The sequence below is a fragment of the Mammaliicoccus sp. H-M34 genome (genome assembly GCF_022386495.1).
Classification (GTDB): Bacteria; Bacillota; Bacilli; order Staphylococcales; family Staphylococcaceae; genus Mammaliicoccus; species Mammaliicoccus fleurettii.
Window position 1 is genome coordinate 55,249 of the sequence record NZ_JAJNIK010000001.1, and the last position, 21,878, is coordinate 77,126.

Genomic DNA, 21,878 nt, shown 5'->3' on the forward strand with positions numbered 1-21,878 from the left:
CATATATTAGCACATTACTAAACAATTTTCATCAAAATTACTCACAATCATTTTATTTCGGTAAAGTAATTGTAAATTGAGTTCCTTTACCTTCTTCACTTTTAACATTAATCGTACCATCATGAGCATCAATAATCTTTTGTACAATAAATAAGCCAAGTCCTGTACCATGTTTACCTCTCGTACGAGATGCATCCACTTTATAAAATCGATCAAATATTTGCTCTAAGTGTTCTTTTGCAATACCTACTCCAGTATCGTTAACAATAATAACAAAGTCTTCTTCTTGTGTATCATCAAAAATCACTTCAATTGAATCGTTCTGATGAGTATACCTCATAGCATTATCTATTAAATTTGTTAAAATTTGTTCGATTCTATCGCTATCACCATACCAATTTGTAGCATCACCAAGATGTTCAAATGATAAATTTAGTCCATTTTCTTTTGCTTGTGGTAAAAATTTAGTGTCAATTTTATTAATAAGTGTTGAAATATTAAATGCTTCTAAATTGACTTTAATCCCTTCAGCATCCATTTTAGCAACTTCTAAAAGTTCATTAATTAATCTGCTCAATCTTTTAGATTCATCTAAAATGATATAAAGAAAATCATCTATATCTTTTTGTTCTGTCACGATACCATCAACTATTGCTTCTGTATAACCTTGTAGCATAGAAATAGGTGTTCTTAACTCATGAGAAACACTCGCTATAAAGTCTTTTTTCATTTGATCCATATGGTGTTCATCAGTCATATCACGAATAATAACAACAATTCCTGATGAACCATCATTTTGAATGCTATCAATATATGTTGATATAACCACATAATATTTATGACCTAATTCGTATTCAAAGAATTGAGTGTTTTTATCTTTAAATGTTTCATTTCTTTGAGTAGATATATCAACATGTGCATATTCTCTAATTTCCTGTAAAAATGTATCTGCTTTCGAATTTGAGATAATTATTTCATTTTTATCGTTTATCCCGAGCACGCCATCTATCATAGAATTAATCAATTTTTCTTGGATATTATTTTTTGACTTAACGTCATCAATGTTTGTTCTTATATCTTTACTCATTTTATTAAATGCTAATCCAAGTTCACCTATTTCATCACGAGTATAGATAGGAACTTTCTCTGTATAATGTCCTTTTGCAACTTTAAATGCTGCATGTTTAAGTTGTATAAGTGGCTTAGTAATTCTATTAGATAGGAAAAAGGCAAATACTGTACTGACTATTAACAATATAATTGCAGAGACTAATATACTAAGTGTTACTACGTTTTGAGCTTCTTTTATGGAATTAATATCTTGAAATAAAAATATACCTGCCTCATCTTCTTGGAAAGCTTGAGATGGATAACCTAATAAGATGTATTGATGTTTTTCACCTTTATATGATAGTTTAATTTCTTTTAAAACGTGTTCATCATTGTTAAAAACTTTATCAAAAGATTGATTTGTTCTTATTTCATCAATCATGACATCTTTTAGTGGATCTTCTGATTGTTTAGTTAAATCTTGTTTATTTTTAATTATAATCAGTCCAGCAGGATCTTCTACTAATTCTTTAGCATAATCAATTACAGATTCCTTCTCATGTGAGTTAAGAAGTAAACGTTCAATTTTACTGGCATTATTGTATAAGTTTTCACCGGTTGTTGAAGTATTATATGATTGCAAAAAAGTTATAAGAAAGGCGCTTAATAAAAGTAAAACTGTCGTTACTATTAAAATAATAGATAACCACAGTTTTACAACAACACTATTTAACCGATTCATTATTCAGGAACCTCAAATTTATAGCCAACGCCCCAAACAGTATGAATCATTTGAGCTGCTTCTTCTGAAACGCGATTTAACTTTTCTCGTAACCTTTTTACATGAGTATCAACAGTTCTTAAATCTCCGTAGAACTCATAATGCCATACTTCTTTTAAAAGTTGTTCTCTATCAAATACTTTATCTGGTGATTTTGCTAAGTACAATAATAATTCATATTCTTTAGGCGTTAAATTTACTTCTTTGTGATCAGCTAGCACACGATGTGCGTCATTATCAATCACTAGATTTTCAAATACAATTAAATCTTTAGCAGTACTTGTCTGATTAACAACAGAATGATTAGTTGTACGTCTTAACAGAGCTTTAACACGTAATACCACTTCTCTTGGAGAAAATGGCTTTACAATATAGTCATCTGCTCCAATTTCAAAACCTTCTACTCTATTATTTTCTTCTCCTTTTGCAGTAAGCATAATAATAGGTGTTGATTTTGTTTCTCTAACTCTTTTACATACTTCAATCCCATCTATTTCAGGTAACATTAAGTCTAATAATATACAGTCATAATCTTCGTTTAAAGCTTTATCTAACGCAATTTGTCCATTTTCAGCTTCATCTGTTTCATAACCTTCTCTTTCAAGATACATTTTTACTAACTTGCGAATTCTATCTTCATCATCTACAACTAAAATACGATCTGTCATACTTGCTTAACTCCCTTCTAGCAATTTTTAAGCATAAGAATGTAAACCAGCTACAATTAAGTTAACTGCAATAACATTAAATAGGATAATTGCAAGACCACCAACAGCTAACCATGCTGATTTGCGACCTTCCCAACCTTTACCTAATCTTAAGTGTAGGAATATCGCATAGTACAAGAATGTGATGAGTGCCCATACTTCTTTAGGATCCCATCCCCAATATCTACTCCATGCCATTTGAGCCCAAATGCTCGCGAATAAAATACCACCCAGAGCAAATAAAGGAAATCCTATTATAACTGCTCGATATCCTATTTCATCCATTAAGGATAGATTGACTTTTTTCGTCAATGGTTTCATTAGACTGAACAATGTTTTTCCTTTTAAAATCAATCTCAGTATACCATACAAGATAGAACCAATCACAATTGACCATATTACTGTATTGAGTTTCTGAGCATTGATTACGGCTGGTAATTCAATTTTAATCCAGCTCAATATATCGTTTCTTTCAATTGGTTCATAATCACTTCCTGAAACATGATCAACAAGCAAGCTGTCTTGCTGTGTCACAAATGCAGGTAAATGGTAATGTTGTACAGAATTACTGTCGTTTTTATCAATAAAGAAGAATGTGTCATCATATCCAACAATATCTTTCATGATTACAGTTGTTAAAATAAAACCTATGATGATTACAACGAAATACATAATCACTTCAACAAAGAAGCTATGTATCGTTTTTTCTTTTGGATCAACTGCTGCAAATAAATATATTAAACCAGCAACACAACTAATAGATAATATACCGTAAGAAATCGTTACTGTGATTACATGTATTGCTAACCAACTAGATTGTAATGCAGGTATTAATGGTGATACATCTCTAGAAAACATACTTGCATATGCAATTAGTAACATTGCAATTGGTAGTACGAATAGTGCAAGAATTGGTGTTTTGTAAATTGAATAAATAACAAGGAATCCTCCTACCATCATGATTCCAAACATCGTTAAAAATTCATACATATTACTAACTGGAGCATGACCTGAAGCAATCCATCTCGTAATAAAGTAAATAATTTGTAATACGAAACCAACAACTGTTAAAATAATTCCAATTTTTTCAGCTCTTTTTTTAGATGAACGAACTGAAAAAGAAAATGGCACAATTGCTATTAAATATAGTATAAATGCCGAATATAAACTAATATTACTAATATTTAAAAATAAATCTTTATCCATTATTTGCCTCCTTGCTTTCGTGAATATCTTCTTTTGTATCTTTGATATGTGAAATTTGATGTTTATCTAATACTTGATTGATTTCTTTACTAAATCCATAGTAATTCTTATTTGTATGGGCTGCAATATTAAAGTCACCATTGTCGCTATTAATCCAAATACGTCTGTGATTAATATATGAACCAACTGCTAGGCCAATTAAGAAAATGACAAATCCAGTAAATAATATTGGTAATGTTAAATCTTTTTTAACCGCTAAAACGGTTGCCCATTGATTCGTAGCATTAGCGAACTTCACATCATATTGATTACCTTTTGATATATCTTCTGATTCCTTAATTCTCAAGAAACTAAATTCAGGTTTCTCACCCTTTTTAGTAACTTCAAACACAAAAGCAGGATTATTTGGATTTGGTGATTTAGTAGCTAATACACCATTTTCTATTTTTTCATAGTCTGGTGCATAACTTCTTAATTTTACTGTTAAATCATCAGTAAGTTTATATTCCTTTTTAGGACTTTCCAAATTAACAGTAAATGATTCACCTAAAGATTTTCCGTCTTTCGTTTTTAAGTTAAAAGTCATATCTTTTAATAAAGAATTATCAAAGCTACTTTGATAAAATTGCAAATTGTCATATGTTAATGGATGATTTACTTTTATAGAATCTGTAGCTACTTCTTTTAAGTTTGCTTTCGAACCTATAACATCTTGTTGATCATTCTTGTATAACGTAGCTTTAGTCTCATAGTTTTTAGCAATTTTATTTAAACTTGGATCGATTGATTCCGCATTTGTATTAGATTGAGACTTTTGATCATACTCTTCGTATATAAAGTCATTGTTTTTTATATAATATGCTCTATCAGTTCCAGGAACAGGTTTAGTTTCTCCTTCTTTAACATAAAGCATTTCATCTAAATAAAAGCCTGGTAAAAATCTAAGCATAGCACCGAATAACAATATAATAAGTCCTGTATGATTAATGTAAGGACCATATCTAGATAAGCGACCTTTTTCAAGTAACAAATGATTGTCTTCTTGTTTTACTTTGTATCGTTTTTCTTTAAATGATTTACCAATACTATCTAAGTCAACTTCACTTCTAGTAGACATGTTTAATCTTTGACGTTTATAAAATGTGCTGTGTTTTTTTGTTCTTTGATTTTTCAAAGACTTATGTAATGGTATACCTCTATCTATACTAGATGTAATAATTGAAAAGGCAACTAAGCCAAGTAAAATTAAAAACCACCATGAAGTATATAAATTATGAAATCCTAATTTGTAGTATAACAATCCTAACGATCCGTAATGTTCATAATAATATTGTTCTGGATTAACATTCATAGGAATGAAATATTCTTGCGGGAATATAGTACCTATTGATGCTGCTACAACAGTCAATATAAGTAATGTAACCCCAGTTTTAATTGAAGCAAAGAAATTCCAGACACGATCTAAAATTGTTCTATTCTTAGTCTTTGAACGTATTGCTTGGCCATCATAACGCATAACGTCAGTTGTTTTTTTCTTATCGTAGTCGTCATTTATTAAACGACCACAGTTTAAGCAGAGTTGAGTACCTTCAGGGTTTTTATGCCCACACTCACAAATAATTTGCTTGTTACTCACCTTAAATCCCCCTCTATTTCACTTTGACCATTTCCATTTCTTTGATGATTTGTTTTTTAGAAAGTTCACCAGTATGCTTAGACTTAACTTTACCATCTTTATCAACAGTAATAGTTGTAGGTAATGGGTTTACTCCATATGCATCAGTGACCAAATTATCATTATCCATCGCAACATTAAATGATGGCGTTTCTTTTAATGAACTTAAATATTGTTTAATTTGTTGTGGATTATTTCTTACATGTATAGCAATGACTTCTACGCCGTTATCTTTATAGTTTTGGTATTGTCTTTCAAGTTCAGGCATTTCACGTTTACAAGGTTCACACCATGTTCCCCAGAAGTTTATTAATACGCCTTTTCCACGAAAATCTTTTAAGTTAACTTTTTTTCCATCAACAGTTTCAAGTTCAAATAGAGGAGCCTCATCTCCTACTTGAGCAATTTTATCATTATCTTTAGTAAGGCTAGACCATACTGTAAATATAATTGCGAGAAGAATAACCGCCGTAATAACAATTTGGAGTATAGTCTTCTGTTTTTTCTTCATTTATTATTATCCTCCCTAACACAATAAAAAAACCATACATGTAAAATGTTATGGTGTTTTGTATAGTATATCATGACTAAAAAGCAGATTAGTGGCATTATTGTGAACGTTTACAGTTTATTTACCATCTTGTGCTAAATGTCTTAATACTTTTATTTCATGTGGTGACATTGTTCTACCTTGACCTGCATTTAACCCTTTTAAATTTAAAGGTCCATATTCAACTCGTGATAGTTTCACAACTTCATGTCCAAAGTGACTAAACATTCTTCTAACTTGTCGATTTCTACCTTCAGTAATCGTAATTTCAACATGTGTTACGTTGCGTTCTTTATCCTGACTTTTCACTTTAACGATAGCTGGTTGTGTTAAACCATCTTCAAGTTGTATCCCTTTTTCTAGTTGTTTAACTTCTTCTCTCAATAAATAGCCTTTTAATTTCGCTACATATTTTTTTTGAATTTTATAACGAGGATGTGTCATTAAATTAGTGAATTCCCCATCGTTTGTTAAAATTAGTAATCCAGAAGTATCATAATCTAAACGACCAACAGGGAAAATTCTTGCTTTAATTTCTTTGAAAAAATCTGTTACAACTGTTCTACCTTTATCATCAGATACGCTTGTGATTACTTTTGTTGGTTTATGGAATAATATATATAATTTATCAGGCATTTCTAAAGGAATACCTTCAACTTCTATATAATCTGAATCTCTCACTTTAGTACCTAGTTCTTTAACTTGTTTATGATTGACATATACAAGTCCTTCTTCGATTAATTTTTCAGCTTTTCTACGTGAAGTATATCCACTTTTTGCGATTACTTTTTGTAATCTTTCTAATTCTTCGCTCATATTTATTGCTCCTCATTATTTTGTTTTTCATTCATGCTACTAAAAAACAAATCCATTTCTTCTTGTTCATTTTCTTCGTTCGTTGATTTAGGTAAATCATCTAAAGAAGTAAGACCAAAAACATTTAAAAAGTAATCAGTTGTATAAAGTAATTGACTTCTAGATTGTTCATTATGTTTTGATTCTACTACACCTTTAGCTATTAATGTTTTTACAGAAGCGTCAGAATTCACGCCTCTAATTACTTCAATATCACTTCTTGTAACAGGTTGATTATATGCAATAATTGATAAAGTTTCTAAAGCTGCTTGTGATAACTTAGTATTCATATTGTCTATCATTAACTTTTCAAGATATGCATGCATAACTGGTTTAGCAGTTAAAATACACTTGTTACCATAAAATATAATTTGCAATGTTTCTCTTTCATATTCAGCGGCTAAATCTTTCAATTGTGATGGTGTAATTTCCAACAATTCGCATAATTGGTTTGTTTCAATTCCTTCATCACCTAATGAATATAATAATCCTTCTAATAATCCTAATTTACTCACTGACATAGTTCACGCCTCGATTTATAGTTATTTCTCCAAATTGATATTGTTGAAAAACATCAATTTGTCTTAATTTCATCATTTCTAATATTGCTAAAAACATTGTTACTAAAACATTTGTATTCAAATCAGGTGGTAAAGTTTCGAAAAAATTAAAACTTTTACAACGCGAGAGTTGATCTTTAACATTTGCTGTAGCCATCTCAATTGTATAACTATCTTCACTCACAGTTACATGCTGTGGTTTATTAAATCTCTGTCTTCTCTTTGTTCGTTGATATGCAATAATTAAATCCGTCATATCTAAATCTAATGGTGCACGTTTATCGTGTACCGCTTCAAATTTGGACAAATCTGCAGGTTTTTTAATAAATATATGTTCTCTATCATTCTTTTTAACATTTAACAATTCTGCATATTCTTTATAATTTTGATATTCTATTAACTGTTTAACTAAATCTTCCCTTGGATCATCTTCAAATTCATCAATGTCAGAAGGTTGTGTAGGCAATAATAATTTACTTTTTATCATTAACAATTCTGATGCCATAACTAAATACTCACTTGCCACATTAATTTCTAATATCTTCATTTGATGTATATAACTTAAATATTGTTCTGTAAGTTCCTTCATTGGTATATCATAAATATCAATTTCGTATTTCTGTATTAAATGAAGTAATAAATCCAAAGGTCCTTCAAAGGCATCAAGTTTTACTTCATACATTTAAAACTTCCTCATTTCTATTCCTTTTACGTGCATAAACCTAAAAATTATTATACCATGATTACATATAAAGATTCTATGCTAAGAGGGATTTAAAATGGAAACACAAGTTATGTCATTTCATTATCATTTCCATGTCTTAAGACATTACTTTGAATGTCACGATATTTTAGAAGAACATTGGAAAGAATATGAGAATTTTAGTAAAAACGACTCAATAGTTAGTTTAATATTATTTTCTACTGCTTGTTATCACTATAGACGTGGAAATATTACTGGCGCACTTAAAACATATAAAAAATCTTTACAAATCGCAGAGGCTAATGATGAATTTCATCAATTAGGTATTGAAAAGACACCTTATGTATCAATTATTAAGTCGCAAATCATGCGAATTGATCAAGGTAAAGTATATCGTAATATACAGCTTCCATTAACTAAAGCATGTTACCAAGCTTTAGAAAGTACTTATGATGACTTTGATTTTAACTATAATAAAAATGTATCAGATTATATTAAGCATCATCATCTGCTTCGTGACCGTACGGAAGTTATAGAAAGCAGAAATTTAGCTTACAACCAACGTCATTCTAAACTATAAATAACCAATAAACAAATCCCCACACTATTGCAAAAGTTAATAGAACAGCTAATGTTCTATATTTTTTCGTTTCATTATTTTGTGATTTATTATTCTTCATGCTTAATCTCCTTTTTTGCTCTCGGATGGTAATTCAAGTACATGTCTCTTATTTGTTTTTTAGAAATATGTGTGTAGAGTTGAGTTGTTGAAATGTCAGAGTGTCCTAACATTTCTTGAACAGCTCTAAGGTCTGCTCCATTTTCTAACAAATGCGTTGCAAACGAATGCCGTAAAGTATGTGGCGTTAAAGTTTTAGTTATACCTTTTTCAAATCCGATTTTTTTTAATATTTTCCAAAATCCTTGACGAGTTAAAGCTGTACCTCTAGCATTTAAAAATAATACATCTGTTATTTGCTTCTTCAATAAATTTGGTCTCACGTCTTGTATATAACGTTTCAACACAGCCATTAAATGATCACCAAGAGGTACAATTCTTTCTTTATTCCCTTTACCAAATACTCTAATAAACCCCATTGTCAAATTAACATCTTCTACTTTTAATTGAATGAGCTCTGATACCCTTACGCCTGTACCATAAAGTAATTCAAGCATAGCTCTATCACGTTCATCTCTCTCGTTTGTGATATGCGTAAATGTAAGTAACTGGTTAACTTCTTCTTCACTTAAGACATCTGGAAGTTTTTGTTCGTATTTCGGTGTTTCAATAAGAATTGTTGGATCTTTTACAGCATACTTTTCTCTTATTGCAAACTGGTGAAAGCTTCTTATAGTAGCTGCTAATCTAGCAATTGTTTTAGAAGATTTTCCTTCTTCTTTTAAATGAGCAAAATATTTTTGAATAACAATACGGTCTATATTATCAATGTGACTAACCTTATGCTCATTTATATATTTATTATATTGTGTTAAATCTCGTTTATAAGATTGAATTGTATTTTGACTTAATCCTTTTTCTAATCTTATAAAATCTATGAATTCATTTATGATTTGATCCATATACTCACCTCGTTATTGTCACTATTTTACCATAAAAAAAGACATCACTAAAATCAGTATGAACTTCTTTTAGTAACGTCAAAATATATAGATTTATTCTTCACGACATCTATGACAAACACCATGGAAAGTCAATCGATGGTCCAAAATTTTAAAGTTAAATTCTTTCTCAACACGACGTTCAACGTCTTCTAATAAATCTTCTTCAATTTCATCAACTGCTCCACATTCCATACATACCATATGATGATGGAAATGTTTTGCACCTTCTTTTCTCAAATCAAATCTTGCAACGCCATCACCAAAGTTAATTTTATCAACTACTTTTAGTTCAGCTAAAAGTTCAAGTGTACGATAAACAGTTGCTAATCCAATCTCAGGTGCCTTATCTTTAACTTTTAAGTAAACATCTTCCGCACTTAAATGATCGGCTTCATTCTCAAGTAGTACTCTAACTGTCGCTTCTCTTTGCGGCGTTAGTTTGTAGGAAGCTTTGTGTAATTGTTCTTTCACACGTTGTATACGTTCTTCCAACTTGACACCTTCTTTCTTAAATAAAATCATTATCAATTAGAATTGTATTCGTATACTAAAATACCAATAATATGATTAAAAAGCAAGAGAAAATGTCCTTTTATTTAGAATGATTATAATTTAGTAATAAGTATTGAAATGCGATCATTGTCTTAGCATCTTCAATCTCTTGTGACAATAATAGTGATTTAATTTTTTCTACTGGTATTTTACTTAAGTGTAGAAATTCGTCTTCGTCTAAATTAACTTTTCCTTCCGTTAAATCTTTAGCGATATATATACTCACTTTTTCGTTACAAAATCCTGGGCACCCATAAACTTCACCTATAAGTTCTAATTTATCAGCTATATAACCTGTTTCTTCTTCTAATTCACGTAAAGCAGCACTTTCTCTTTCTTCTCCAACTTCTAATTTACCGGCTGGTATTTCAATCAAAGTTTTCTCCATAGCTTTTCTAAACTGCTCTACAACAATAACTTCATTTTCTGGTGTTATTGCTAGTACTGAAACTGCCCCATTATGTAAAACAATTTCACGTTCACTTGTTTTACCATTTGGTAATTTAACTTTATGCTTTTCAAGGTTGATAATTCTTCCATTATATATATTTTCTTTCGATATCGTTTCTTCTGTTAATTTCATTCAAGTGCCCCTCTTTTCATTTAAATAATTTATCTGCTAAACTTAATATATAAAGTGTAGCGAAAGGAGCTTCAATATGCAAAAAAATATATTAAAAAGTGGCATTGAAATTTCGGAAGTTGGCTTAGGTTGCATGAGTTTAGGCACAGATTCAAATCATGCTGAAACAATTATAGATGAAGCCATTCAACAAGGTATCACTTATTTTGATACAGCAGACTTATATGATTTCGGTGAAAATGAAAAAATAGTTGGGCAAATTTTAAAGAAATATCAAGATCAAAATAACATTGTTATAGGTTCAAAAGTAGGAAATCATTTTAACAAAGAAACAAAAGAACATTATTGGGATCCTTCTAAAGAGCATATAATGAATAGCATTAAAGAATCATTACAAAGATTAAACCTTGAACAATTAGATTTATATATGTTACACGGTGGTACAATTGAAGATAATAAAGACGAATCAATTGAGGCATTTGAAAGATTGAAAGAAGAAGGTTTAATTAAAGCATATGGTATTTCTTCTATCCGACCAAATGTCATTGATTATTATTTAGAAAATAGTAATATTGAGACAATCATGATGCAATTTAGCCTTTTAGATAATAGACCAGAAGATTTATTAGAAAAAATAGATCAACATGATGTAAAAATATTAGCAAGAGGCCCTGTATCCAAAGGTTTGTTAACAGGCAAATCCACTGAAATACTTGATAAAAAATTCAAAGATGGTTTATTAGAATACAATTATAATGATCTTTCAGACACGATCTCTCAGCTCAATAAAGAATATGATAATTTGTCAGCAGTCACTTTCAATTATTTGAAGTCTTTCAATGCACTCGGGTCAATTATTACAGGTGCAAGCTCACCAGATCAACTTAAAGATAGTATTCAAAACTATAACCAATCATTAACAGAAAAAGAAATCAAACACGCAAGAGCAATCGTTAAGAATCTAGAGTATACAAATCACTTATCATAAAAATTAAGACAAACAAAACACGCTCAATCCAAATTCATTTATTTTGGAATTGGCGTGTTTTATATTTTTTTGCTTAAAAACCCTTTTTTAAATATCTTTTCGAATGTTCTTGGAGCTAATTGATAAAATCTCAAACCACAATCCATCCACTGTGGTTCATTAATTTCTATTTTCTTTTTTATCATTCCTCTGACAATTTTTTCTGCTAATTCATCGACATCAAGTTGAATATTTTTTGTGAGTTTTTGAAATGTTCCTGTAGGATCCGCTTTTAAATGAAATTGAGACTTAAATGGACCTGGATGAACTGTTAAAACATGCAAATCTTCTCTTTCTAATCTTAGCGCGTTCGTAAAACTACTTAAAGCTGCTTTAGATGCCGCATAATGACTTCCATATGGCGTTGTTACCTTTGCAGAAATAGACGAAATGTTCACTATTGAGGATCCTCTTTTTAAATTGGGTATAATTTTATTTATTAAAATAATAAGATTTATGAGGTTGATATTATATATTTCCTTAATTTCTTCAGTAGTATGCGCTTCGTTTGATTTAAAAAATCCTAACCCTGCATTATTAATAATGCCATCATATTTTATATTTTCTGATACTTGGAAAGATTCAATTTGAGTTACATCATTCATATTTAGTATATATACTTCTAATATATTTTTATATTTAGCTTTTAACTTATTTGCTTTTTCTTTATTTCTCACAATTATTGATACATATGCTCCATGTTTATTGAGAGCCTGAATAATACTTTCTCCTAATGAACCCGTTGCTCCAGTTAGCAAATAATGTTTACCTAGCATTACAATCATCCTTTTTTGCTTATTATATTTAATGTATCACAAATGTTTCTAACTGCTAAATTATATACAAGCACTTTTGACATAAGTTTTAATTACTTTATAATTAAAATGAATTCTTATGGAAGTGAGTGGTTTTATTATGAAAATAGTTTTTTATGGATCTGGTAATATGGCAAATGCAATTTTTACAGGAATAGTAAACAGTAAATCAATTGAGCCTGAAAATATTTTTTTAACAAACAAATCTAATCTAGAAAAATTAGAAGGTTATCATGACACATTAGGCGTGAGTTATAGCTATGATGATGAAGAATTATTAAAAGATGCTGATTATGTTTTCTTAAGTACTAAGCCTTATGACTTTTTAAAATTAGCTGAACGTATTAAACCTTACATCACAAAAGACAACAAATTCATTTCAATTATGGCTGGTTTACCAATTAGTTATATTAGAGAGAATTTGCAAGTTGAAAATCCAATAGCAAGAATTATGCCGAATACAAATGCACACGTTGGGCATTCTGTTACAGGGATTAGCTTCTCAACTAACTTTGGTCCAAATTCTAAACAAGAAGTATTAACGCTTATCGAAGCATTTGGTACTGCTTTAGAAGTAAAAGAAGACCATTTACATCAAGTAACTGCCATTACAGGTAGTGGTCCTGCATTTCTATATCACGTATTTGAACAATATGTTAATGCTGGTACTAAACTTGGTATCGAACAATCACAAGTTGAAGAGTCTATAAAAGAATTAATTATTGGTACTGGTAAAATGATCGAACGTTCAGATTTAAAAATGGATCAATTACGTAAAAACATTACATCTAAAGGTGGTACAACACAAGCTGGATTAAATGCTTTAAGTAATCATGATATCGAAGCTGTTTTCTTAGATTGCTTGAATGCTGCTGTAAAAAGAAGTATCGAGCTTGCTGAAGCTGAAGAAGATTAATAAAAAAGATGAAAGTATCAATACGATACTTTCATCTTTTTTTATTGTCAATTAAGTTTAAATAGAAGACTTTTTATTTATATTTGAAAATGATCATAATCTTTTACAAAGTAAAATTCTTGGTCTGTATTTTTAATTAATGATTGTTCTATTTCTTTTATATCTTCTAGTTCATATCGATTAGATAAATGTGTGAACAATCCTTTTTTAACGTTTTCATCTCTCATTAATTGAAATACATCATCAATATGACTATGAAAATAAGAATTAGCTAAATTTTTATCGCCTTCTATATATGTCGTTTCATGCACAATTACGTCTGCATCTTTAGCTAGAATTAGTTCATTTTGACAAGGCATAGTATCTCCAAATATCGTGATAACTTTACCTTTCTTCTTTGGTCCTTTGAAATCTTTAGATTGATAAGTTTGATTATTATATTCGAATGTTTCATTAGCTTTAACTTCTTGATATTTTGGGCCAGGTTCAATACCTAAAGCCTTAAGCTTTTCTACATCTAATTTACCTTCTATGTCTGGTGCTGTAATTCTATAACCAACTGATAAAATACCATGCTTTAAAGGCAAAGCTTGAATATGAAAACTATCTACATTTAATTCAGTTTCTGTATTAAACTCATTTACTGTAATTTGATAATTTAAATTTGATTGTGATATTTCTAGAGCCGTATGAATAAATTTTGCAATTCCTTTTGGCCCTATTATCGTTAACGGTTTATCTTTACCACCTTGGAAGGAACGACTCGTTAATAATCCAGGTAATCCAAATATATGATCACCATGTAAGTGCGTTATAAATATGTGACTTACCTTACCCAGCTTTATGCCTGTATGCAATATTCTGTGCTGAGTTGCTTCTCCTACATCAAATAACCAAATTTGATTTTCATGTGGAAGGCAATTAAAAGCAATAGATTGTGTATTTCTTTCTTTAGTCGGTAGTCCGGCACTTGTGCCTAAAAATGTTAGTTCCATCGTCTTCCTCCTTACGAAATTATTATAACATGTTCTTAACTGCGATTTATAAAAATACATAAATAAACCTGTCATTATACAAATTACTGAATAAATCGAAAATTAACAGTTTAAATTGAAGAATATCAATTAGTAACATGTTATAATAAATGATATTGAAAATAGCAACAAAGTTAGAGAATCGAGGTAAATAAATGACAACCGAAACTAAAAATATCCCATGTTTAATTACAATATTTGGGGCAACAGGTGATTTAAGTCATCGCAAATTATTCCCATCTATTTTTCATTTATATCAACAAAACCAACTAGATGACCACATTGCAATTATTGGTGTTGGACGAAGAGATTGGTCTACTGAAAAATTCAGAAATGAAATTAAAATTTCAGTAGAAAAGCATGTTCAAGATACAGATAAATTAGATGAATTTATGGAACATGTATTTTATCAATCACATGATGTGAGTGACCCTTCTAGTTATGAAGCGTTATTAACTTTTTCAAATGAATTAAATTCTAAATATCAATTAGAAGGCAATAGATTATTTTATCTAGCTATGGCACCTCAATTTTTCGGAACTGTAACTGACTTCTTAAAATCATCTGGCTTAACTGAGACTGACGGTTTCAAAAGATTAATTATAGAAAAACCTTTTGGTACTGATTTAGCATCTGCAGAAGAATTAAATATACAAATAAGACGTTCATTTAAAGAAGAAGAAATATATAGAATAGACCACTACTTAGGCAAAGATATGGTTCAGAACATTGAAGTGTTAAGATTTGCTAATGCTATGTTTGAACCATTATGGAATAATAAATACATTTCAAACGTACAGGTAACTTCATCTGAAATTTTAGGTGTCGAAGATCGTGGAGGCTATTATGAAAATAGTGGCGCACTTAAAGATATGTTCCAAAATCACATGTTACAAATGGTAGCTTTATTAGCAATGGAACCCCCTATTAGTTTAAATAGTGAAGACGTTAGAAATGAAAAAGTAAAAGTTTTACGTTCTATAAGACCTCTAAATGAATCAGAAGTAAAACAAAACTTTGTTAGAGGACAATATGACAAAGGTCAAATTGACGGAGAACAAGTTAAAAGTTATAGAGAAGAAGAGAAAGTGGCTGATGATTCTAACACACCTACTTTCGTTGCAGGTAAATTATTAATCGATAACTTTAGATGGGCTGGCGTACCATTCTTTATTAGAACTGGTAAAAGAATGAAGAAAAAAGGTATTCAAGTTATTGTTGAATTTAAAGAAGTACCTATGAACTTATATTATGACCGTGATTCAGAATTAGAATCAAATTTATTAGTTATCAACATCCAACCTAATGAAGGTTTATCATTACATTTAAATGCTAAAAAACAAGTTCAAGGTATTGAAACTGAACCTGTACAATTATCATATTCAATGAGTGCTCAAGATAAAATGAACACCGTAGATGCATATGAGAATCTAATATTTGATTGTCTTAAAGGTGATGCTACCAACTTCACTCATTGGGAAGAACTAAAAGCTACATGGAAATATGTAGATGTAATACAAAATGTGTGGGACAATGATAAAGCACCATTCCCAAATTATAGAGCTGGCACTAATGGACCAATAAAAAGTCAGCTATTATTGTCTATCGATGGATTTAAATGGTGGGACGATATTAACTAATCTTTCTACCAACAGGAGTGACTGAACATTGGAAGTAATTAAAGTTTTACAGAGAGCGATTGTGTACATAGAAGACCATTTACTGAGCAATATTGATTTGCAAACCTTAAGTGAACATGTAGACAAATCACCATTTCATTTGAATCAAACATTTACAATGGTGATTGGTATGACACCTATTGAATATCAAAATGCGAGAAAAATGACAGAAGCGGCTTTTGATATACTTGGTGGTCACTCAAGAATACTAGATATTGCACTTAAGTATGGCTATAAAGACGCTAACGCATTCGCACATGATTATAATGAATATCATGGTATAAGTCCTTTACAAACAAAGACGCATCAATCTATGTTAAAAATCAAAAAACGTGTATCTATAAAGTTAACAGCAACTGAGACTGAACCTTTAAATTATTCATTACAGTATAAAGATGATTTAAAATTAGTTGGCAAGAATCATCATTATCATTCAAACGAACTAGATAATCATTTTTTAATACCTGATTTATTAGAAATGTTATTAGAAAATAAATATATCGAAGATTTCATTAAATATAATGATGTAAAACCCCATCAATTATTTATTGTTAGAAGACCACTTTTAGATGGACTAGAAGTATTTGTGGGTGTTCCTAGTGATCGCTACCCAGGTCATTTAGATAATTATTATTTACCAGGTCATCACTTCGCAACATTTAATTTACAAGGTGAATTAGATTTTGTAGTAAGTGAAGCATGGCATCATATTGAAAATCAATGGCAACTTAAAATGCCCTATTTGCATGATGACTTTTACGTAGAAGTTTACCCATTAGATGTTAACTTTAATCAGGAAATATCAAAAGTACAACTATGGGTTCCAATCGATCATAAAAGATTGAATTAATCAAAATGATAAGTGAAAGCACTTCGTTAATTTAGTTTTTATTATTATTAATTAAATTATACGAAAGTGCTTTTTTTGTATAAAAATAAATATGAACAACGATTTTGTTAAGTGCGGACGCCTGAGGGAATAGTATGCGTGAGAGACTACAGGCTCGAGCCATACCCTAGGCAAGCATGCACGTACAAAATCGTAGGATATTATAAAAAATAAGCATATCACTGTAACTTTAAAAATCAGTTAAGTGATATGCTTATTTATTTTGAGTTAGGAAATATGTTCCAAGCTCTAATTATTTAGTCCACTCAGTGTGGAAAATACCTTCTTTATCTTTGCGCTCATAAGTATGTGCACCAAAGTAATCACGTTGTGCTTGAATTAAGTTGGCTGGTAAATCTTCTGATCTATAACTATCGAAATAGTTTATAGCTGAAGAGAAACCTGGTGTTGCAATACCAGCTTTTATAGCTGTTGCTGACACTTCTCTTAATGAACCTTGATATTTAGCAACAATATCATTGAAGTATGGATCTAATAATAAGTTTGTTAAATCTTTATCATTATCATAAGCTTCTTTGATTTTTTGTAAGAATTGGGCACGAATGATACAACCTTCTCTCCAAATCATAGCTAATTCGCCTAATTTCAAGTCCCAGTTATTTGTTTCACTCGCAGTTTTCATTTGAGCAAATCCTTGAGCATAACCACAAATTTTACTCATATAAAGTGCTTGTCTGATTTGTTCTAAGAATGCCTCTTTATCTCCATCGAATTCTGTAACTTCTGGATTAAATGCAGTGCTTGCTTTAACTCTTTCATCTTTAAATGATGAAATAAATCTAGCAAATACTGATTCAGTAATAATAGTCAATGGAATTCCTAATTCTAAAGCATTAATTGAAGTCCATTTACCAGTACCTTTTTGTCCAGCTTTATCCATAATTTTTTCAACTAATGGTGTTCCATCTTCATCTAATTTGTTAAAGATTTCACCAGTAATTTCGATAAGATAACTTTCTAGTTCACCAGTATTCCATGACTTAAATGTTTCTGCAATTTCTTTATGATCCATGTGTAATACACGTTTCATTAAGTCATAACTTTCTGCAATTAATTGCATATCTGCATATTCAATTCCGTTATGCACCATTTTTACATAGTGTCCCGCACCATCTGGTCCAACGTATGTCACACATGGTGATCCGTCAGATGCTTTTGCAGAAATACTTTCTAAAATTGGTGCTACCAAATCATAAGCTTCTTTCTGTCCACCAGGCATGATTGATGGTCCAGTTAATGCACCTTCTTCTCCACCTGAAACGCCAGTACCGATGAAGTTTATTCCACTCTCGTCTAAGAATTGATTTCTACGAATAGTATCTAAATAGTTAGTGTTTCCACCATCAATAAGAATATCGCCTTTATCTAATAATGGTAATAAGCTATCAATCGTTTTATCTGTTGCTTCACCAGCTTTTACCATAAGTAAAATTTTTCTTGGTTTTTCTAATGAATCTACGAATTCTTCAATAGAATAGTTCGGATGTATATTTTTACCTTTTGATTCTTCAACCATTTGGTCGACTTTTTCTTTAGAACGGTTATATACTGAGACTGAGTAGCCACGTGATTCAATATTCCAAGCCAAGTTTTTACCCATTACAGCTAAACCAACTACGCCTATTTGTTGTGTCATGAAATTAACCTCACTTTTTTTCATTTTCTAGTATATTTTAACATAATTTGAATTGGTTTCGCGTCTTATAGCACCTTAAAATTAAATGAATACGTTTACATTAGTATTTTTTATGCTAATTCAGATATTGCGACTATTTGTTCTGTAATTTTTTGTAATTCTTCAATTGGCATACGTTCATTTTTAGTATGAATATATTCGTATCCAACACCTAACACTACAGTAGGTATTCCAAAACCACTTATAATATTACCATCTGAACCGCCACCTAATTTTACAAGTTCTGGTTGACGACCTATTTTTTCTGACGCTTTAATAGCTAATTTTACAACCTCATCTTTTTCAGATAAATTAAAGCTTGGGTACATGATTTGTACATTTACTTCAGCAGTACAACCAAATTCTTCTGCTGTTTTTTCAAAAGCTTCTTTCATATGTGATACTTGTTGATTCATTTTTTCGTCATTTAATGATCTAGCTTCCGCAAGTATATATACGTGGTCACTAACGATATTAGTAGCTGTACCACCTTCAAATCTACCAATATTAGCAGTCGTTTCTTCATCAATTCTTCCTAAACTCATATGACTAATAGCTTTAGCAGCAATATTTATTGCAGATACTCCTTTTTCTGGTTCTAATCCAGCATGAGCAGTTTTGCCTGTAATAATTGTTTCAATTTTAGCTTGAGTTGGAGCTGCAACAACTGTTGTTCCAACTTTACCAGGAGCATCAATTGCATAACCAAATTTAGCATTTATGTCTTCAGGGTTTAATGCTTTAGCACCTACTAGTCCTGACTCTTCGCCAACAGTAATGATAAATTCAATATCTCCATGCTTGATATTGTCATCTTGCATAACTTTGATTGCTTCTAATATCGCTGCCAATCCAGCTTTGTCATCTGATCCTAAGATTGTTTCACCATTTGAATAAATATAACCATCTTCACGTAGTTCCGGTTCAATATTATTCCCAGGAGTTACTGTGTCCATATGGCTTGTAAAATAAATTGGAGTTTTGCTACTATCCTGACCTTTTAATTTACAAATTAGGTTTCCTGCCCCATAACCCGTTTCAGTTGCTGAATCATCTTCTTTAACTTCTAAACCTAGTTCAGTAAATTTTTGTTTAAGTAAGTCAGCAATTTTTCTTTCATTTTTAGTTTCAGAATCAACTTTTATTAATTCTAAGAATGTATTAAGTAATCTTTCTTCATTGATCATGATGGTCCCTCATTTCATTTATTTAAATATCTCATTATCTAGTGTATAATAGTTAATAAATATATACAAAATTATTGTTCAAAGTGAGGGTTTCCATGCTAAACAAGAAAGTTCGTAAAATAGTCATCATAGTAATGTTAGTAGCAATAGTTGCAGCATTAGTACTATCTGGTGTTTTGCCATTTCTACTATCATAAACTAAAAATAGCGAGATATAATTATCTTTCTCAAAATAAATCACCCAATCCATTGAATTCATTTTCGGATTGGGTGATTTTTTTAAAATATTAACTTATAAGCTTACTATTTTTTCAAACTACCAAATTGTGATTTGATTAATAAATATTCTTCAACTTCATTTAATAATTGAATGAGTGCTGCTATACTTTCGAGTTCTTCATGAGTTCTAGGTAAGTCTATAGATTGTAATTTAATTTTTATTTCGTATAAACTATGCAATCTCATTAATGAGTAATCTTTACTTTGAACATTCTGAGAAACATCAAGCATTAATTCACTACATAAATAATGAGCGTGATTACTGTGTTGCATTGATTCAATCAAATTTTTCATGCGTTTCAATAATGAGAGTTGTTCTTGTCTCATATCAAAATAATGATAGTAAGAATTTTCATTTCTAACAAAATGATTTTTAACTTCTCTGAACGCTAATGATTTAGCTTTTTTAATATTTTGAGATACTTGATCAAATGAAGGTGTATTTATTTTTTTGTTAGGGTCTTTTAAGGCTTCACTAAATACAAAAGTAATAATAATAAAGTCATCTTCAATTTTTCTTTTATATTGATTGAGTTTATGATCTAAACTAGGCATGAACATATTCATAATTAATGCAATACCGATACCTATAATTAGTAATAAAATTTCATTTATGATTAAGTGAAAATCAATTGTTTTAGCCATGTATAAATGTAAAATTATAACACAACTCGTTACAATTCCTTCTTGAACGCCTACCATAACTGTGACTGGAATAAATAATAAAACCATTATCCCTAATATTATAGGCGTGCTACCTAAATATGTGAAAAATACAGATCCTATCATTATCGCAATGAAACACGCTATAAAACGATATATAGCTGCTTCAAAAGACTTGATCCTTGTATCTTTAATGCAAAGTACAACGAGAATTGCACTTGAAGCGTAATTATCTAATCCTATTAACTGAGAAAGGATGACAGCTAATGTCATCCCTAAGGCAGTCTTTAAAGTTCTATAACCAATTCTATACGGTTTTATTTGCATAGGAAATTAACCAATCCTTTATAATTCTGCGCAATGTTCTTCAAATAATGCTTGAATGTTTGTAATAACACTCATTGGATCATGTCCTTCAATTTCATGTCTTTCAATCATTTTGACAATTTTTCCATCTTTAAGAAATGCAAATGATGGACTTGATGGTGGATAACCTTCAAAGTAATCTCTAGCAGTTTCTGTAGCTTCTTTATCTTGACCAGCGAATACTGTAACTAATTGATCAGGTAATTTATCATAGTGTAATGCGTGTTGAGCTGCTGGTCTAGCTATACCACCTGCACACCCACAAACTGAATTTACCATCACAAATGTTGTTCCTGGTTTATTAAAAGTTTCTTCAACTTCTTCTTTTGATGTTAATTGTTTGTAACCTGCTGATTCAATCTCATTTCGAGCAGAACTGACTACATCATTCATATATAAATTGAAATCCATTTCCATATAAAAAGCCTCCTGTAATAATAGATAAGTCTATTTTACAGGAGAATTAAAGTTAAAACAATGAC

General features: G+C 30.3%; 23 protein-coding genes. 6 read left to right on the top strand and 17 right to left on the bottom strand.

Going from position 1 to position 21,878, the window contains the following annotated elements; all coding sequences use genetic code 11:
- Positions 1 to 52: 52 nt before the first annotated feature.
- The 8 genes from LQ608_RS00260 to LQ608_RS00295 all read right to left on the bottom strand — a co-directional run bounded on the left by LQ608_RS00260 (position 53) and on the right by LQ608_RS00295 (position 8,066).
- The gene (locus tag LQ608_RS00260; protein WP_078356612.1) at positions 53 to 1,792 is read right to left on the bottom strand and encodes an ATP-binding protein; all 1,740 of its coding nucleotides are present in this window, start codon (positions 1,790 to 1,792) and stop codon (positions 53 to 55) included.
- Positions 1,792 to 2,499, bottom strand: coding sequence for a response regulator transcription factor (locus LQ608_RS00265; protein ID WP_107509695.1), 708 nt, complete (start codon positions 2,497 to 2,499; stop codon positions 1,792 to 1,794). Before LQ608_RS00265 ends, LQ608_RS00260 begins: the two co-directional genes overlap by 1 nt.
- A gap of 27 nt (positions 2,500 to 2,526) precedes the next feature.
- Positions 2,527 to 3,744 carry a c-type cytochrome biogenesis protein CcsB gene (ccsB, locus tag LQ608_RS00270; protein WP_239749148.1) on the bottom strand — a complete coding sequence of 406 codons (1,218 nt, stop codon included), beginning with the start codon at positions 3,742 to 3,744 and terminating at the stop codon, positions 2,527 to 2,529.
- Positions 3,737 to 5,380: a cytochrome c biogenesis protein ResB gene (resB, locus tag LQ608_RS00275; protein ID WP_239749149.1), complete on the bottom strand. Its 1,644-nt coding sequence runs from the start codon at positions 5,378 to 5,380 to the stop codon at positions 3,737 to 3,739. The genes ccsB and resB overlap by 8 nt, the downstream gene beginning before the upstream one ends.
- Positions 5,381 to 5,393: 13 nt before the next feature.
- Positions 5,394 to 5,930, bottom strand: coding sequence for a thiol-disulfide oxidoreductase ResA (resA, locus tag LQ608_RS00280; RefSeq protein WP_078356608.1), 537 nt, complete (start codon positions 5,928 to 5,930; stop codon positions 5,394 to 5,396).
- A 117-nt stretch (positions 5,931 to 6,047) separates the two neighbouring features.
- On the bottom strand, positions 6,048 to 6,785 hold the full coding sequence (locus LQ608_RS00285; protein ID WP_078356607.1) for a pseudouridine synthase: 738 nt from the start codon (positions 6,783 to 6,785) through the stop codon (positions 6,048 to 6,050).
- Between the two features lie 2 nt (positions 6,786 to 6,787).
- Positions 6,788 to 7,345: an SMC-Scp complex subunit ScpB gene (gene scpB / locus LQ608_RS00290; RefSeq protein ID WP_078356606.1), complete on the bottom strand. Its 558-nt coding sequence runs from the start codon at positions 7,343 to 7,345 to the stop codon at positions 6,788 to 6,790.
- Positions 7,332 to 8,066, bottom strand: a complete 735-nt coding sequence (locus tag LQ608_RS00295; protein ID WP_078356605.1) for a segregation and condensation protein A — start codon at positions 8,064 to 8,066, stop codon at positions 7,332 to 7,334. Before LQ608_RS00295 ends, scpB begins: the two co-directional genes overlap by 14 nt.
- A 97-nt stretch (positions 8,067 to 8,163) precedes the next feature.
- Between LQ608_RS00295 and LQ608_RS00300 the strand changes: the two genes are divergently transcribed.
- Positions 8,164 to 8,667 (top strand): DUF309 domain-containing protein, encoded by a 504-nt coding sequence (locus tag LQ608_RS00300; protein ID WP_239749150.1) that lies wholly within the window; start codon positions 8,164 to 8,166, stop codon positions 8,665 to 8,667.
- An 89-nt stretch (positions 8,668 to 8,756) separates the two neighbouring features.
- Here the strand turns inward: LQ608_RS00300 and xerD are convergent, their stop codons facing one another.
- The 3 genes from xerD to LQ608_RS00315 form a co-directional block, all read right to left on the bottom strand.
- Positions 8,757 to 9,668 carry a site-specific tyrosine recombinase XerD gene (gene xerD / locus LQ608_RS00305; RefSeq protein WP_239749151.1) on the bottom strand — a complete coding sequence of 304 codons (912 nt, stop codon included), beginning with the start codon at positions 9,666 to 9,668 and terminating at the stop codon, positions 8,757 to 8,759.
- 93 nt (positions 9,669 to 9,761) lie between these two features.
- Entirely contained in the window at positions 9,762 to 10,202 is a 441-nt protein-coding gene (fur, locus tag LQ608_RS00310; protein WP_016912376.1) for a ferric iron uptake transcriptional regulator, read from the bottom strand.
- 100 nt (positions 10,203 to 10,302) lie between these two features.
- Complete coding sequence (locus tag LQ608_RS00315; protein ID WP_078356602.1) at positions 10,303 to 10,845, bottom strand: NUDIX hydrolase; 543 nt, start codon at positions 10,843 to 10,845, stop codon at positions 10,303 to 10,305.
- A gap of 76 nt (positions 10,846 to 10,921) precedes the next feature.
- Between LQ608_RS00315 and LQ608_RS00320 the strand changes: the two genes are divergently transcribed.
- The gene (locus tag LQ608_RS00320) at positions 10,922 to 11,833 is read left to right on the top strand and encodes an aldo/keto reductase (RefSeq protein ID WP_239749152.1); all 912 of its coding nucleotides are present in this window, start codon (positions 10,922 to 10,924) and stop codon (positions 11,831 to 11,833) included.
- A gap of 59 nt (positions 11,834 to 11,892) precedes the next feature.
- On the opposite strand, the gene LQ608_RS00325 is transcribed toward LQ608_RS00320, so the two are convergent.
- A complete protein-coding gene (locus LQ608_RS00325) occupies positions 11,893 to 12,648 on the bottom strand; it encodes an SDR family NAD(P)-dependent oxidoreductase (RefSeq protein WP_239749153.1) in 756 nt (251 codons plus the stop codon).
- A gap of 139 nt (positions 12,649 to 12,787) precedes the next feature.
- Between LQ608_RS00325 and proC the strand changes: the two genes are divergently transcribed.
- A complete protein-coding gene (gene proC / locus LQ608_RS00330) occupies positions 12,788 to 13,603 on the top strand; it encodes a pyrroline-5-carboxylate reductase (protein WP_078356599.1) in 816 nt (271 codons plus the stop codon).
- Positions 13,604 to 13,680: 77 nt separating this feature from the next.
- Here proC and rnz read toward each other — a convergent pair whose 3' ends face one another.
- Entirely contained in the window at positions 13,681 to 14,598 is a 918-nt protein-coding gene (gene rnz / locus LQ608_RS00335) for a ribonuclease Z (RefSeq protein ID WP_078356598.1), read from the bottom strand.
- Between the two features lie 194 nt (positions 14,599 to 14,792).
- Here rnz and zwf point away from each other — a divergent pair, with 194 nt between their 5' ends.
- Both zwf and LQ608_RS00345 read left to right on the top strand, forming a co-directional pair.
- Positions 14,793 to 16,277 (top strand): glucose-6-phosphate dehydrogenase, encoded by a 1,485-nt coding sequence (gene zwf, locus LQ608_RS00340; protein WP_078356597.1) that lies wholly within the window; start codon positions 14,793 to 14,795, stop codon positions 16,275 to 16,277.
- Positions 16,278 to 16,305: 28 nt separating this feature from the next.
- Positions 16,306 to 17,166, top strand: coding sequence for an effector binding domain-containing protein (locus LQ608_RS00345; protein WP_239749154.1), 861 nt, complete (start codon positions 16,306 to 16,308; stop codon positions 17,164 to 17,166).
- Positions 17,167 to 17,458: 292 nt separating this feature from the next.
- Here LQ608_RS00345 and gndA read toward each other — a convergent pair whose 3' ends face one another.
- Together gndA and LQ608_RS00355 are read right to left on the bottom strand one after the other, a co-directional pair.
- Entirely contained in the window at positions 17,459 to 18,862 is a 1,404-nt protein-coding gene (gene gndA / locus LQ608_RS00350; RefSeq protein ID WP_107509685.1) for an NADP-dependent phosphogluconate dehydrogenase, read from the bottom strand.
- A 110-nt stretch (positions 18,863 to 18,972) separates the two neighbouring features.
- Positions 18,973 to 20,088, bottom strand: a complete 1,116-nt coding sequence (locus LQ608_RS00355) for a M20/M25/M40 family metallo-hydrolase (protein WP_239749155.1) — start codon at positions 20,086 to 20,088, stop codon at positions 18,973 to 18,975.
- Positions 20,089 to 20,183: 95 nt separating this feature from the next.
- On the opposite strand from LQ608_RS00355, the gene prli42 reads away from it, so the two are divergent.
- Complete coding sequence (gene prli42, locus LQ608_RS00360; protein ID WP_157946502.1) at positions 20,184 to 20,285, top strand: stressosome-associated protein Prli42; 102 nt, start codon at positions 20,184 to 20,186, stop codon at positions 20,283 to 20,285.
- Between the two features lie 106 nt (positions 20,286 to 20,391).
- Here prli42 and LQ608_RS00365 read toward each other — a convergent pair whose 3' ends face one another.
- Positions 20,392 to 21,357: an aromatic acid exporter family protein gene (locus LQ608_RS00365; RefSeq protein WP_107509684.1), complete on the bottom strand. Its 966-nt coding sequence runs from the start codon at positions 21,355 to 21,357 to the stop codon at positions 20,392 to 20,394.
- Positions 21,358 to 21,375: 18 nt separating this feature from the next.
- On the bottom strand, positions 21,376 to 21,813 hold the full coding sequence (locus LQ608_RS00370; protein ID WP_078356592.1) for a BrxA/BrxB family bacilliredoxin: 438 nt from the start codon (positions 21,811 to 21,813) through the stop codon (positions 21,376 to 21,378).
- Positions 21,814 to 21,878 lie beyond the last annotated feature (65 nt).